Origin of the sequence: Pseudopedobacter beijingensis (assembly GCF_042678145.1) — a bacterium.
In the GTDB taxonomy this organism is placed as follows: Bacteria; Bacteroidota; Bacteroidia; order Sphingobacteriales; family Sphingobacteriaceae; genus Pseudopedobacter; species Pseudopedobacter beijingensis.
Window position 1 is genome coordinate 273,272 of sequence record NZ_JBHUDG010000003.1, and the last position, 13,245, is coordinate 286,516.

Annotated in this window: 12 protein-coding genes; 9 read left to right on the forward strand and 3 right to left on the reverse strand. The window is 35.9% G+C overall.

What is annotated here, in order from left to right:
• Positions 1-294: 294 nt before the first annotated feature.
• Positions 295-1,572 (reverse strand): chloride channel protein, encoded by a 1,278-nt coding sequence (locus ACFSAH_RS03030; RefSeq protein WP_379661217.1) that lies wholly within the window; start codon positions 1,570-1,572, stop codon positions 295-297.
• A gap of 125 nt (positions 1,573-1,697) precedes the next feature.
• Between ACFSAH_RS03030 and yiaK the strand changes: the two genes are divergently transcribed.
• From yiaK to ACFSAH_RS03045, 3 genes are all read left to right on the forward strand, one after another.
• Positions 1,698-2,687, forward strand: a complete 990-nt coding sequence (yiaK, locus tag ACFSAH_RS03035) for a 3-dehydro-L-gulonate 2-dehydrogenase (RefSeq protein ID WP_379661218.1) — start codon at positions 1,698-1,700, stop codon at positions 2,685-2,687.
• 250 nt (positions 2,688-2,937) lie between these two features.
• Complete coding sequence (locus ACFSAH_RS03040) at positions 2,938-4,113, forward strand: HEPN/Toprim-associated domain-containing protein (protein WP_379661219.1); 1,176 nt, start codon at positions 2,938-2,940, stop codon at positions 4,111-4,113.
• 225 nt (positions 4,114-4,338) lie between these two features.
• Complete coding sequence (locus ACFSAH_RS03045; protein ID WP_379661220.1) at positions 4,339-4,953, forward strand: hypothetical protein; 615 nt, start codon at positions 4,339-4,341, stop codon at positions 4,951-4,953.
• Between the two features lie 1,279 nt (positions 4,954-6,232).
• On the opposite strand, the gene ACFSAH_RS03050 is transcribed toward ACFSAH_RS03045, so the two are convergent.
• On the reverse strand, positions 6,233-6,871 hold the full coding sequence (locus ACFSAH_RS03050) for a DUF6266 family protein (RefSeq protein WP_379661221.1): 639 nt from the start codon (positions 6,869-6,871) through the stop codon (positions 6,233-6,235).
• A gap of 818 nt (positions 6,872-7,689) precedes the next feature.
• Positions 7,690-8,451, reverse strand: a complete 762-nt coding sequence (locus tag ACFSAH_RS03055) for an SDR family NAD(P)-dependent oxidoreductase (RefSeq protein ID WP_379661222.1) — start codon at positions 8,449-8,451, stop codon at positions 7,690-7,692.
• Between the two features lie 44 nt (positions 8,452-8,495).
• Here ACFSAH_RS03055 and ACFSAH_RS03060 point away from each other — a divergent pair, with 44 nt between their 5' ends.
• From ACFSAH_RS03060 to ACFSAH_RS03085, 6 genes are all read left to right on the forward strand, one after another.
• Positions 8,496-8,915, forward strand: a complete 420-nt coding sequence (locus ACFSAH_RS03060) for a winged helix-turn-helix transcriptional regulator (protein ID WP_379661223.1) — start codon at positions 8,496-8,498, stop codon at positions 8,913-8,915.
• A 281-nt stretch (positions 8,916-9,196) separates the two neighbouring features.
• A complete protein-coding gene (locus ACFSAH_RS03065; protein WP_379661224.1) occupies positions 9,197-9,844 on the forward strand; it encodes an NAD(P)H-dependent oxidoreductase in 648 nt (215 codons plus the stop codon).
• A 3-nt stretch (positions 9,845-9,847) separates the two neighbouring features.
• A complete protein-coding gene (locus tag ACFSAH_RS03070; protein WP_379661225.1) occupies positions 9,848-10,834 on the forward strand; it encodes an aldo/keto reductase in 987 nt (328 codons plus the stop codon).
• Positions 10,835-10,854: 20 nt separating this feature from the next.
• Positions 10,855-11,652 (forward strand): helix-turn-helix domain-containing protein, encoded by a 798-nt coding sequence (locus ACFSAH_RS03075; protein ID WP_379661226.1) that lies wholly within the window; start codon positions 10,855-10,857, stop codon positions 11,650-11,652.
• A 128-nt stretch (positions 11,653-11,780) separates the two neighbouring features.
• Positions 11,781-11,903 carry a hypothetical protein gene (locus ACFSAH_RS03080; RefSeq protein ID WP_379661227.1) on the forward strand — a complete coding sequence of 41 codons (123 nt, stop codon included), beginning with the start codon at positions 11,781-11,783 and terminating at the stop codon, positions 11,901-11,903.
• A 396-nt stretch (positions 11,904-12,299) separates the two neighbouring features.
• Positions 12,300-13,109, forward strand: a complete 810-nt coding sequence (locus ACFSAH_RS03085; protein WP_379661228.1) for a CPBP family intramembrane glutamic endopeptidase — start codon at positions 12,300-12,302, stop codon at positions 13,107-13,109.
• The last annotated feature ends 136 nt before the right edge of the window (positions 13,110-13,245 follow it).

Here is a 13,245-nt window from a genome sequence, read left to right on the forward strand (position 1 = left end):
TAAATTTAAATAAGCAGGTTTCTGAATATGACAATCTATCTCTCTCAAAAATAAAAGATTAAAAGAAAACAAACAGATAAAAATTGTTAAATATTTTTAAACAATTAACAAACATTTATTTTTTATTGCTCAAAAAGAAAACAACACTCATTTCTCTTATTGGCTTACTGTGGTTTTACTTTAGGTTTACTCCCAGCATTTTAGATCTGTATATACCAAAATACAGTAATACCCCCTAAATTTTGATGGTATACATTTTATCAGAAGCCGTTATCCTCCCTAAAGATTGCAATACTACTCAGTCTTCTTTTCTGGCACCAGTTTATAAGTATAAACATTATACGGCAACAAAAATGCGGCAAAAGCTTTTGCCACAAAGGCAGCTAAAAGTAGCGGTACAAACAAATTAAATCCGTTGGGGACAAGGTTACAAACCAAAAACAGAGCGGTTAATGGCGCATGAATAGCAGCAGATAAAGTAGCCGCAGCCCCAACCAAAGCAAAATTCAACACCAACAGATGCGTCCCCAAAAACTTATTACACAAACCCGCAAACAGCACACCCAACACAGCTCCCGCCACAATACTGGGTGCAAAAACGCCACCATCGCCACCCGCACCCAAGGTTAAAGAAGAAACGATGGGTTTTAAAGAAACCAATAGCAGCAGAGTGAACATAAACGAATCACTCATCTTAGTTTCTAAAGATTGAGCCAGTATATCCTTTAATCCGTGATAGCTATCTCCAAACAAAAATGGCAGAAAATAAATGAGCGTACCCACCGCAATAGCTCCCAGGTTTACACGAATAAAATTGTTGTTTATTTTAGCAAATCCATCCTTAACCTTAATAACAGTCAGCGTAAAAAACACAGCCAGGGCACCTCCCATTAAACTCAAAAGAAAGAAAAAAGGAAAAGCAGACCACTTCCAGTTTTCAATAGAAAAAGGCAATAAGGTATGCCCATCAAAAAAGTAAATAAACAATGCCGCCGCAATTGCCGATGCCGTACAGCTTATAATCAGAGATTTATTGATTTTTCTGGCAATAACCTCCATAGCAAATAACCAACCGGCAATAGGACTGGCAAACAAGACAGCAACTCCCGCAGTAACCCCTGCACAAATCATCTCTCTTTTAAAAGCATAAGCCCCCATTTCCTTTTTATAAGCCACATTTCCCACCGTAGCAGTAGCAACTACCGTAGAGACCTCTATCCCTGTAGACCCTCCAAAAATCACCGTTAAAAAACCGTTTATATAATGCGAAGGAAGCTTAAAAAAAGGCAAGTGATCTTTCCGCTGATCAAGCGTTTTATAAATTTCCGTTATACCCTTGTTTTTCCTATTCTTAAAAGCATATTTCCTAAGAAAATAAATAATGGTAATACCTACCGATGGCAATATAAAAAGCAATATCGGGTAGTTAGGCTTTATCCATTCAAACACACTCTCTTCAAAATGTTCCGTTAAATGTTTCAGGGATTCAGCTAGTATAGAACATATAAAACCAATCAGAAGGGATGTTACCAATAATTTAATATAATGGTAAGCGAATATTTTATTCCTCATTTCTCTGTGTACCAATCAAAAACACAGGGCAAAAGTAAGACTATCTGAGTCCGCTGTCAAAAATTATATCAAATCATTTAAAATTTCCTTAGATTAGTCCATCCAGTCCAACAAATCTAATTGCCATGACTAAAGTTCCCTACACCGAATTATTCAAACAGTTCGAAAGAGTTTTACTATCCTTAGCATTTGACCCTATAAAGGCTAAATCCATAGCAGAAATATTTACCAGCAACAGTCTAGACGGTGTATATTCACACGGATTAAACCGCTTTCCCGTATTTGTTGATTATGTTAAGAAAGGCTGGGTAGATAAAAATGCAGAGCCCAAACTGATAAAAAGCTTTGGGGTAATAGAGCAATGGGACGGGCAATTAGGGCCCGGTATGCTAAATGCCAAAGTATGTATGCAAAGGGCCATTGAACTGGCAAAAAAGAACGGAATGGGCTGTGTAGCCTTAAAGCGTACCAACCATTGGATGCGTGGCGGTGCTTATGGCTGGCAAGCTGCCGAGGCAGGTTGTATAGGCATTAATTTTACCAATACCATTGCCATTATGCCTCCATGGGGAGCAAAAGCACCTGCCGTTGGTAACAACCCTTTAATTATAGCCGTTCCGCGGAAAGAAGGGCATATTGTACTGGATATGGCACTATCCCAATACTCTTACGGAAAAATGCAGGAAGCCGAGTTAAGACACCAAGAACTTGGTTTTTATGGCGGCTATGACCAGAATGGAAATCTAAGTAAAGATCCTGTGGCTATCAGAATAACAAAAAGAACCTTACCTGTAGGAATGTGGAAAGGATCGGGATTGGCTATTATGCTGGATTTGCTGGTTAGTATCCTGAGCGATGGGCAAACCACAGGAGAAATTACATCCAGTAAAAGCGAAACCAATATTTCTCAGGTATTTATCTGTATCGACCCAAATCTAAATTCCAATTACGAGGACATTGCCAATAAAATTCTGGATTATACTAAAGGTGTACAACCTATCGAAGGTGAAGCTATTTACTATCCGGGCGAAAAGACTTTGCAAACCAGACGGCAAAACCAAAAAGAGGGAATACCGGTTGATGAGATCATGTGGAAGAAGTTGTTAGCATTATAAATGGATAGTTTTTTGTAATGAAGAGAATGGATGGTTACCCATACAGAGAACGTGGCAGCAAACTATTACCTGACGGAGTCCCCAGTTTTATAAAAACATTTAGTCATCCGTTGGAAGACTTAAACAAGGAAAGGTTTGCAAAATATGAAAAGTCCTTTTGATGATTTATAAAATTTATATATTTAATAAATATGTACCAGTTTATGAGACATATATAAGTTATATGCAATTTTAAGACAGACGAAAAGCAATGGGTTCATACATATCTTTGGGGGTAGGAGAATTAGAACTTGACTGGGGTAAAAACTTTGGTTTTAGAGATTATTCAAAACTTTTTCTACCGTCAGACAAAAAAAACATTCCCTATTATTACGCTGATGATGAAGTGATTTTAAAGCCCGGCTACTCAACATCATTAGGACGTGTTAAAAGCAGACTAGAATTGTTAGGTTATTCACTTAAAAATTTAAATAACCATTTTCAACAACACAATGACAATTATCCAGATTACCTAGAACAACCCGATATAAGTTTTGAAACGATGTTGGAAATCTTTTCAAGAATTAATATCAAGGACTATAAAAACAAAAAAGAGGATGGCGACTACGATTTGGGAGAATATGTTATTGAGAATATTTTTCTAAATGAAACATTCAAAGATCTAAAAAACCATATCGATATAAAGGACAACGATATTGGTGCATATTTTGAAAACCTTGACTCACTTTTTACACTTCGGTTACTTATAGAAAATCCGAACAACTTAAAAATGAACTTGGAGTGGAGAACCCAAGATGTCATTGACGGAGGTTGGACAAATGATAATGAGATTTTTGTAGGAGTTGAAGAAGCTGATAAATTTCTAATTGTAACTGAAGGCAGCTCCGATACATTTATTATAAGAAAGTCTTTGGAACTTTTGAGACCTGACATTTTAGACTTCTTTACATTCGTGGATATGGAAGACAATTATCCATTTACTGGTACTGGAAATTTGTATCGTTTCTGTCAGGGTTTGGCGAGCATAAGAATTCAGAATAAAACTCTTGTACTGTTTGACAATGATGTAGAAGGTATAGACAAATACAATAAGACAAATAAGCTTAATTTGCCAAACCAAATGAAAATTATGAAACTCCCAGAACTTGAAGAATTCAATAATTTCTTAACAGCTGGCCCAACAGGAGAAACGAATGAAAACATAAATGGAAAGGCAGTAGCAATTGAATGCTTTTTAGACTTAACAAAATCAACCCCAATAATAAGGTGGACAAGTTATAATAAAGATTTAGACGCTTATCAAGGTTCACTTGAAAATAAGGACGACTATGTAAGAGCCTTTAAAGTCATAAAGAACAGCAATGACAATTATGACTTTACTAAACTGACAAAACTACTTGATGAAATATATAAAAACTGCATATAACAAGAGTTTGGCGCAATGGCGGGTTTAAGTGATAATTGAAAGTTTCGGCTTTCTATTCCGCAAAAGCCAATTATATTGACTTTTTTCTTAAATTTATTCAATGAATTGGCTTTTGCTTACCGTGTCACTAAATTGAAACTTCTCGCTTCAATTTCCGCCACTGACGCCAAGCCCCAAACCGTTATGTGGCATTATAAACAGACAAACGACATAAAGAACATCACTATGAAAATTAGACTTTTGTTAATCACATTGATTTTAACGACCGGAAATTTGTTCGCTCAAAAACTATACGTTTGGTGTCCCAAAGACCAAATTGCTACTCCAAGACAAGACTTTTTAGAAAAAGACACAATAGATTTGGTGGTATTTGACGGAAGAATTCTAACTCCAAAATCAAAAATTGAATGTACTGCAGACGGAACCATTAACAAATTGACAGACTTTATAAGACAAACTTATCCAGCAACGACAATAAATGTTTTAAACTCAAACCAATACTATAAAGACCCCGCTAATAATAGAATTACAGTCAAAATAGGAATTTCGGCATATCACGCAGCGTTTGGAGCTGACGTTAAAGTTGGAATTGGTAGTGTAGGTGGAAATTTTTCTTACGGCGTTTTTCCTGAGGGAAAATGGAATGCAGTTACAGCGTATGCAGTGAAAATATATGACTATAGGAATAATAACGAGATAAAGAAAGTAAAGGATATATTAAAAACAGCTTCTCGACCAAATACAGGAGGTTATATAACAGCGAAGAACATACTGAATTCTTCCTTTATTGAAGCAAATCAAGAAATGCTGTTCTTTATTGACGAGACATTAATGAAATAACTCCACATAACAGGCGTTTGGCGCAATGACGGGTTAAGAGGTACATTGAACATTCTACCTCGCATCAACTTTTGTGGTGAGTTGACAGTTTTGCTCCCCTCCTCATTTTAGTATCCTGATAAGATCACTTAAATCCCTTATGGATACCCAGGACTCCGTCCGGTAAAACACTAATTGTTAGCCATAAAATATTAACTTTAAATACAGCAACCCGTTATCGATATTATTTTCAAGGATAGCTTGAGAAGCAGCAAACTATTACCGGACGGAGTCCTCAGTTTTATAAAAACATTTAAGTCATCCGTTAGAAGACTTAAACAAGGAAAGGTAAAATCCTCATCCCCTCCTATTGTCAGAATCACGGATTAAATCAGGATTAGCAGAGCACACAGATTTTGGTTTTTATAGAACAAAAGGTTCAGTGAAATCTTTCAATCTTTTAAATCAGTGGTTCAGACAAGTATAAGCAAAACCTACTTCTGCCAATAATAAAGCTGCTTTAGCCAGGGCTTTGCTTACAACCTTATACAAGCTAAAATCAATAAAGCATCAAAAAGAAAAAACATAAAACCCCTCCATTAACACATGTAGCAGAGGGGTTTTCAATTAAACATTTTTTGAAACATACACGGCTAAGCTTTCTCAAAAGCTCCCAGATACTGCGTATTTGAAACCGCAAGATTGTTTNAAATTCTTCCTTTATTGAAGCAAATCAAGAAATGCTGTTCTTTATTGACGAGACATTAATGAAATAACGCCACATAACAGGCGTTTGGTGCAATGGCGGGTTAAGAGGTACATTGAACATTCTACCTCGCATCAACTTTTGTGGTGAGTTGACTGTTTTGCTCCCCTCCTCATTTAAGTATCCTGATAAAATCACTTAAATACCTTATGGATCCCCAGGACTCCGTTCGGTAAAAACAGCCATAAAATATTAACTTTAAAATGGCAACCCGTTATCGATATTATTTTCAAGGATAGCTTGAGAAGCAGCAAATTATTACCGGACGGAGTCCTCAGTTTTATAAAAACATTTAAGTCATCCGTTAGAAGCCTTAAAACGAGGAGAGGCAAAATCCTCATCCCTTCCTATTGTCAGAATCACGGATTAAATCAGGTTTAGCAGAGCACACAGATTTTAATTTTTATAGAACAAAAGGTTCAGTGAAATCTTTCAATCTTTTAAATCAGTGGTTCAGACAAGTATAAACAAAACCCCTCCATTACACATGTAGCAGAGGGGTTTTCAATTAAACATTTTTTGAAACATACACGGCTAAGCTTTCTCAAAAGCTCCCAGATACTGCGTATTTGAAACCGCAAGATTGTTTCGTGAGCTACAGAAAACCCAAACGTGGTACTTCTCGCCAACTTCAAAGCCAGAGATATCTACACTATAGCTCAGGTCTTCCCGGATACCATCCAGATAAGGCAGGTAATAATCCTTTGTTTCGGAGTATAGCACAACAAACACCATATCGTCCTTAAAACAATTGATTCCGTTGTACAGCCCCATCCAGGTAATATCCAATGAACTACCCGTTTGCACTGCTACTGCATTCTGTAAAACAACCAAAGACCCGGCGCTTAGCTTCATTATCGAGAAATCGACAATATAGTTCGGATACTCGCCGGTAATACATTCATTCAGCAACAGTCTGGACGCCAGGTTATAGGCCGACATTCTTTTCATGGTCTTGTCCCGATAACCCACATTTAAAATCTCTTTAATTGGTTGCAAATACTTGCTGCACATAGCAAACTTGGCCCGGTGTGCGATCTGATCTTCTGAAGGCCCTTTGCTACTTCTTTCGGGTAAGCCCTTAAGGTAATGTTTGCCACGCCAGCGGCTTCCTATTACCGATCCGAATTTGCCAAGCACATTGCCATTGGCTCCTTTTTTGTAAAATCCCATAACATTTGTTTTTGGTTTAACAATGCGGACTCCTTCGGTGGTGTCCATTTAAACCAAACATAGCCCCTACTGCCCTGTAACTAAAATTTTGACCTCTTTTAGGCTGTTTTGGACTACTTTGACCTCTTTAGAGCTAATTAACTTCGGTTAATAATGGAAAAGAAATATACAAATACTGGCACAGGGAACTCATCTGCATAATATGAGATAAGGGCTTGCCTAAGTATTTCTATACTATGGCTATACTATTTCTATACTGTTTCTTTACTAAAACAGAGATAAATGCCTATACAATGGGTATAAAAAGAGTACAGGATAGGTATAGCAGGTGTATAGCAATAGTATTGCAATACTATCCNACCCCATCCAGGTAATATCCAAGGAACTACCCGTTTGCACTGCTACTGCATTCTGTAAAACAACCAAAGACCCGGCGCTGAGCTTCATTATCGAGAAATCGACAATATAGTTCGGATACTCGCCTCCTCGTTTAAGTGTTTTGATAAAATCACTTAAATGCCTTATGGATACCCAGGACTCCGTCCGGTAAAAACGCTAATTGTTAGCCATAAAATATTAACTTTAAATATGGCAACCCGTTATCGGCATTATCTTCAAGGATAGCTTGAGAAGCAGCAAACTATAAATATAGTAGTGTAATAGATTCTTATAAAGAAGAGAATGGATTGTTACCCGTACAGAGGATATGGCAACGAACTATTGCCGGACAGAGTCCTCAGCTTGATAAAGGCACTTAAGTCACCCGTTAAAAGACTCAAACGAGGAAAAGACTATTACAAAGAAGATACAGTGTCCTATTATCCTTTCAATATTCGTTTACCGATTTTATCAGCCATATTCAACAAGCTACTTTTGGGTAACAGTCTATTAAAAAATTTAAGCATGAAAACATTCGGGTCAGGTGAGTATTCTGTTTTTCCTTTATTAATTGCCTTAATCGTTTTACTTGCAAAATCCTGAACATTTACACCTTTTGAGGTAAATCCTACTTTTTTCGGCATTTCAGTTTCTACTTGGGACGGAAGAATTTCAACAACTTTGAAATTTGTTCCTTTCAGTTGTTGCCGTATCATTTTTGTAAATGTGCTCAAACCTGACTTGGACGTGGAATACAGACCTAAAGCAGAAAAAGGAAAGATTGCAACTGTAGAGCTGATATTTACCATTACATTATCCATAGTTTTGTTTGCCTGGCTGACAAACTGTTGCGTAATCGCAATAGCGCCCGACAAATTGGTGTTTATCTTTTCAAAAATTTGAGTAGAAGACAAGGTAGATTTGGTAATATTCCATTGCTCAACGATACCTGCGTTATTGAACAAAACATCTAAGACAATTCCGTCTGATTTTATCCTTTTAAAAAGTTCATCAATTTCGCTGGCAACAGAAATATCGGCAACATAATAGGACACATTCTTATTTGCAGCGACAACCTTTTTAAGTTTATCTTCATTTCTTCCGCAAATAATTATTTTGTTGTCGTTTGACAACTTGTTTGTTAGTGCTTCACCAATTCCAGAACCACCACCTGTAATTAATATTGTTCTTCCTTTCAACATAATTTTTCGTTTCGATTTGTAAATGTAAACCTAATAATATACTTTTGAAAGTAGTTACAATAAAGTATACTAATAACCTAAAAGTTATCATAATTGATAATCAATCACATAAATCGAAAATAAAAATGAAAAAATGTGTAAATAACGTAGAATCCTTACAATTTATCTTGCAAGTTTTGGGTGGAAAATGGAAATTGCATATTCTTTCAATACTGTATTTTGGCAAGAAACGTTTTAAAGAATTGGAACGAGAAATAGAAGGAATCTCAGCCAAAATGCTCATCAAAGAATTAAAAGACTTAGAAGCCGCAGGAATTGTAAATCGCCAAACATTCAATACCGTTCCGATAACAGTTGAATACAGCTTGACAAAAGAGGGTTTAACAATGAAACCCTTGCTTGACCAAATGAACCAATGGGCAACAGAATTTCAACAGAATGTAAATAAAAAGAGCAGCGACTAACATTATATTGGCAATAGGAGGACGGAGCGGTTTCGTATCAAGGGAAGTACAAAATTCAACTTGTGTTCTTCGATTAAAGTTCAGTGCTAAATCCCGTTCATTGTCAATACGCAGCACGTATAAAACCCCGTAAGCCAATAAAGAAGTCCTCGCTATCCAAAAACAATACGTTTTCTTTTCTCCCCAAATATCTGGACTTTTCAGAAAACAAACTTTGGACTTTTCAGGAAAGTTATTTGGATTTTTTGTACCGAACTTTGCAGTATAAAATAATTTTCACAATGGCTTTATTAGAAGATTTGAAATGGCGTTACGCCACCAAACGTATGGACGGTCAGACTGTTCCTCAGGAAAAATTAGACTATATTTTAGAAGCTGCAAGATACGCACCCTCATCATCTGGATTGCAGCCATACAAGATTTTTGTCGTCAAAAATGGGAAAACACTTGAACAACTAAAAGATTTTGTATTCAACAATCATCCTTTCAATCAAAATCAGATAGCGGACTGTTCTCATTTATTGGTGTGGGCTGCGTGGGATCAATATACAGATGAAAGAGTAGGTAATGTACTGCGTAATACTTCCACTAAACGTAATTTACCGATTGATTCCTCAGAAGACTATAAACAGCGACTTTTAAACTTATATGAATCATTAGGAAAAGAGTGGCAGGAAAATCATACTGCAAAACAAGCACATATTTCATATGGCTTGGCTATTGCAGCAGCGGCAGAACAAAAAGTAGATGCTACGCCAATGGAAGGTTTTGACAACACCAAAATGGATGAATTTCTCGGGCTTAATCAATCAGGATTGAAAAGTGTAGTCATATTACCGATTGGATATCGGGATAAAGAAAATGATTGGTTAGTAAAACTAAAAAAATGGAGAACGCCAAAAGAAGAATTTATAACGGAAATAAAGTAAGGAATGAACACAAGAAAATTAGGGAAAAACGGTCCGGAAGTTTCTGCAATATCTATCGGAACAAGCTGGGGTATTAATAATATGACAGCATGGAATCAATCCAAAAAGCAGCTTACTGATACATTGTACAAAGCAATAGATGCAGGAATTAATTTCATCAATACCGCCGATTTTTATGGCTGTGGAATTAGTGAATTAATGATTGGCGAAGTCATTAAACAAAGAAGAAAAGAAGTGTTCATAAGTGTTAAAACTGGTGCTGTCATCAATCCTGAGGGACACTTTATAGGATTGGACGGTAGCCCGAAAGCTATAAAAAATTATTGTGCGTATTCGCTAAAGCGATTAGGTGTGGATGAGATTGATCTGTACCAACCTTGCCGTATTGACCCAAACATTCCGATTGAGGAAACAGTGGGTGCTATCAAGGATTTGATTGATGAAGGGAAAGTACGATACTTGGGTTTGTCAGAAGCCAATGCAGAACAATTACAAAGTGCCAATAAAATTCATCCGGTAGCTGCGTTGGAAATTGAATACTCTTTGGCAACACGTTTTATTGAAAAAGAGATTTTGCCGATAGCAAGAACGTTGGGAACCGCCATCATTCCGTATTCCGCTTTTTATTATGGATTGCTTACAGGTAAAATGCGTTTGCCTTTAGCTCCAAACGATTACAAAAGTATGTTTCCCCGATTTCAGGGAGAAAATCTGGAACATAATCTACGGAAAGTAGAATGGCTAAAAGAATTTTCAGCAAACAAAGGAATGATTGCCAGTCAGGTAGCGTTGGCTTGGTTATTAAATCAGGGGAACGATATCATTCCCATTGTTGGAATGACAAAACCTGAAAGGATAGCGGATAACTTAAAAGCATTGGAAATAATTTTTACGAGAGAAGAAATGGAGTGCTTAAACAACGAATTTAAAGAAGGTGCAATAAAAGGAGACCGTTATCCGCCTGCATTTTTGGCTTGGGCAGCGTCATAATTTTTAAATTTGCAATTATTATGAGGGCAACGATAAAATCATCTGATTGTGTAAGTTCAGAAATTTCGGGAGAACATTTTATTTACGAGCATACTTTCTTTTTTGTAAAAGAAGGAACTACTAAATGTTATGACGGAAATAAAATGCACACCTTTAAATCAGGCGATTTTGGACTTATCCGCAAAAACCGTTTATCAAAATACAGTAAGGAAAAGAACAGTCAGGCAAAAACAACATTCATCATTTTAGATGAAATGTTTCTTAAAAAATTTCAAGAAAGATATGCATCCGGAATAGTCGCATTTAGGTCAAACGAAACGTTTATGCACATTCCCAAGAATGAATTATTGACAAATTTCATTCGCTCATTAATTCCTTATTACAATTCAGCTGGAAAGATAGATGAAACATTTGCAGATTTGAAACGGGAAGAATTATTGTTGATACTGTTGAAATTAAAACCGGAATTATCAGGTTTGTTTTTTGATTATGGTATTCCCGATAAGATCAACCTGGAAGCGTTTATGAATAAGAATTTTATGTTCAACGTAAACATCGAACGCTTTGCTTATCTTACAGGGCGCAGTTTATCCGCTTTCAAAAGAGATTTCAAAATCATATTTAACGAAACCCCTAACCGATGGCTCATAAAAAAACGATTGAAGGAGGCATATTTTTTAATCGAAAAGAAAAACAAAAAACCATCGGATATTTATTTGGATTTAGGATTTGAAACATTATCACACTTCTCAACAGCTTTCAAAAAACAATTTAGTATATCGCCTGCAACTCTACTGAATAGAAAAGAAAGAATATAATTTTTCAGAATAACTTTTCAACCTACACACTTAATGAGATACTGCTCTATAAATACCAACAAATAGGTATTGCCCTGACTCCATACACTCCCTAAATTTACCTCCATTAACCAATAAGTTCATTCAATATGAAAAAGTTTTTTTTAATTATGATAGCCTTTTCAATGGCAGGTGTTCTGAGTTCTTGTGATCCTAAGGATGATGATGAAATCAGAAAATCTTCAGACGCTTCAGCTGCTGGAATAAAATAGCTAACAACTCTTGTGCTTTGCAGGTTTTGCGAAGCGCAATTTACCTTCTTTTCTTCTTAGATCTATATTTACTTTTATAAGTAGATTCTTCCTAAAGCCTGTACTGATGTTTTGACTCCGCTCTTGACAAATGCCGAAGTATTAGGACCAACAAAGGAGTTTTGGTTTAGCAGGATAGCGAGAATAGCACTAAAACTGGTCGACTGTTCAAACTCTCTTTTATTTCTTAATCCGCAGAGACGTTTCACTTAACTCTGCGGACAGATTAGGGATTTATATAAATGATTAAAGCCCACTCGTAACCCATAGGTTGCAAAACCGTGAACGAAGTACTCTTCTTTCACCACTTTTTATTAAATTTAGTGTTGTCTTACAAAGTAATTACAAATAAAACCAGTGACAGAATCTACTATTAAAAATTATCTGAACGTAGCTCAAAGTATTGGAATTACGGGTATTTTAATATTAGGACTTCTTTTATTATATCCTGTGAATTTAATCCTAAACAAATTTCTCAGCAAAGAAGTTTCCATACTATTGTGTTACCTTTTTGCATATGGAATTTCTCTACTCGTTATTTACTCAATCAGAAAAAGTAAAACAAGAGATTATTCATTTAACCTGATTATTGCGAATAAACGAATTCTTTCCTTCATCATTACAGGAACAATTGCACTACTTTTGGGTATAATATTTCCAATAGTAAAATTATTAGTGAATTTAATACCTATGCCAGAAATTGTACAAAAAACATTTATGAGCTTTGGAAATCAAACAGGTGTTTTTTCTTTTATATTGATTGTTATAGTGGTTCCAATTTTTGAGGAACTTATTTTCAGAGGTATTATACTGGATGGACTATTAAGAAAACATTCTCCACTTAAATCTATCTTGATTTCGAGTCTGCTGTTTGGATTAGCTCATTTAAATCCATGGCAATTTGTAACCGGGGGTATACTAGGAATTTTCTCTGGTTGGGTTTATTACAATACACGTAGTCTATTGCTTTCCATTATAATTCATGCTACTAATAATTTAAGTGTTTTTTTTATGAAACACTTCCACTTCATTGGTATCAAGTCAATCTATAATGATACTACAAATCTTATTTTAACTATGGCGGGACTTGTTACTATTATTATAGTTTGTATCTATTATTTAAAAAAGGAGTTTATGAAGAATGCCCACGGACTTGCCTATCCTTAGAATTAGTTTACAGTCTCTGTTTGCCTATCATTTATATAAGAACAGGAGTTTGAAACTCATTAATAAATCGAGTCAGAGACTCTTTTTTATTGACTAACCCGCAGAGACATTTCACTTAGCTCCGCAGACAGATAGA